Source organism: Arthrobacter sp. HMWF013, from assembly GCF_003061105.1.
Lineage (GTDB): Bacteria > Actinomycetota > Actinomycetes > Actinomycetales > Micrococcaceae > Arthrobacter.
This window is the reverse complement of the sequence record NZ_QAIQ01000395.1, coordinates 1-1,797: the sequence shown is the minus strand read 5'-3', so window position 1 is coordinate 1,797 and position 1,797 is coordinate 1. Positions and strand designations below refer to the sequence as shown.

Here is a 1,797-nt window from a genome sequence, read left to right as displayed (position 1 = left end):
GACCACGGAGGTCTGGATCCGGGTCATTTCATCATTGGCGGTAGCGAACGTTTCCCACTGGATGTCCGCTCCGGTTTCCGCCTTGAACTTGGCGCCCATTTCCTTGAACCAGGCCTGCTGCTCCTGGGGATACTGCGAGGTGACGTTCATCAAAACGTTGAGCGTCTTACCCGCGCCGTCCACCTTGCCGGGCGTAGCTCCGGAGGTTTGGCCCGCTGACCCGCCTGAGCCGCCGCATGCGGCAAGCATCAGTGCAGAGATGGTCGCGGCGGCAATTGCACCGAGGCGACGTGGTTTTGACATACCCATGAAACTTCTCCTTTGAAGGCATAGATTGGCAGAGAACCGAAACTGAGCCCAGTCTACGATTTCTTTCTCCGGGCTCAGCGTATGCACTGGGAATGTTCTTGGCAAGCGATTGCCAAGAAATTGTTATCGGAGCGTCACCATGGGTGGCCGGAATCCCCTGGAAACCGCGTCATTGCGGGTTCCAGGGGCGTGTTGCCAAAGAGTGGCATCAGTTGCCAAGCTCCTCGCGGTAGATCCCTTCCATCCAGGCCTCGACGTCGGCCGCCTTGCGCGGCAGCGCGGCGCTGAGGTTGACCGGGCCGTCGGCCGTCATGAGGATGTCGTCCTCAATCCGGACCCCGATGCCTCGGTACTCCTCGGGAATGCCCAGGTCTTCATTCTTGAAGTACAGACCGGGTTCGATGGTGAACACCATGCCTTCGGTCAGGATGCCGTCGAGGTACAGTTCCCGCTTGGCCTGCGCACAGTCGTGCACATCCAGGCCGAGGTGGTGGCTGGTACCGTGCGGCATCCAGCGCCGGTGCTGCTGGCCCTCGGGGCTGACGGCTTCTTCGACGCTCACGGGCAGCAGGCCCCACTCGGCGAGGCGTTCTGCCAGTACCGTGGTTGCCGCCGTATGGATGTCCCGGAACTTTGTGCCGGGCCTGGCGGCTGCGAAGCCGGCGTCCGCGGCCTCCAGGACGGCCTCGTACACTTTTCGCTGGATGTCCGTGAACCTGCCGTTAACCGGCAGGGTCCGGGTGACGTCTGCGGTGTACAGCGAGTCGGCTTCCACTCCGGCGTCCAGCAACAGCAGTTCACCGGCGTTGATCCGGCCGGTGTTCCGGGTCCAGTGCAGCACGGTGGCGTTGTTGCCGGCGGCAGCGATGGTGTCGTAGCCCAGTTCGTTGCCTACTTCGCGGGCACGTGCAAAGAAGGCGCCTTCAACAACCCGCTCGCCGCGGAGATGGGTCAGCGCGCGCGGCAGGGACTTGACCACTTCGACAAACCCCTCCACCGTGGCGGCCACGGCCGTCTCCATCTGCTCAATCTCCCACTGGTCCTTCAACAGGCGGAGTTCAGACAGGGCTTCGGAGAGTTTTTCGTCGAGTGCATCCAGGACGGCGAGGTCCAGGTTCTCGGGATCCTTGGCGGTGTTGTAGCGGGCGGTGTCCACCAGGGCATCGATGTTCTCATCAACCTTGCGGACCAGTCGGATGGAGATGCCGCCGATCTCGGGAGCACCGACGTTTTTGGTGATGGCCCCTTCGAGCTCATCGATGTGGGCGGTGGCCAGGCCAAGGCGGGCTTCGAACTCTGCCAGCGTGGGCCGCGCACCGATCCAGAACTCGCCGGAACGGGAGTCTGCGTAGAACTGCTCTGTATCCCTGCCGGCGAGGGGGCGGAAGTACAGCGTGGCCCGGTGGTGACCGCCGCCGTCGCCCGTTCCCTCAGCTACCGGTTCCAGGATGAGCACGGCGTCGGGCTCATGGTCCAGGCCCAGACCCG

The 1,797-nt window shown here is 63.4% G+C and carries 1 protein-coding gene and 1 pseudogene; both read right to left on the bottom strand.

Annotated features, from left to right (window positions below):
- Positions 1–303, bottom strand: a pseudogene (locus DBR22_RS24565) (ABC transporter substrate-binding protein); the annotation flags it as partial.
- 214 nt (positions 304–517) lie between these two features.
- On the bottom strand, positions 518–1,797 hold a 1,280-nt coding region (locus DBR22_RS14675), incomplete at its 5' end, for an aminopeptidase P family protein (protein ID WP_108599632.1).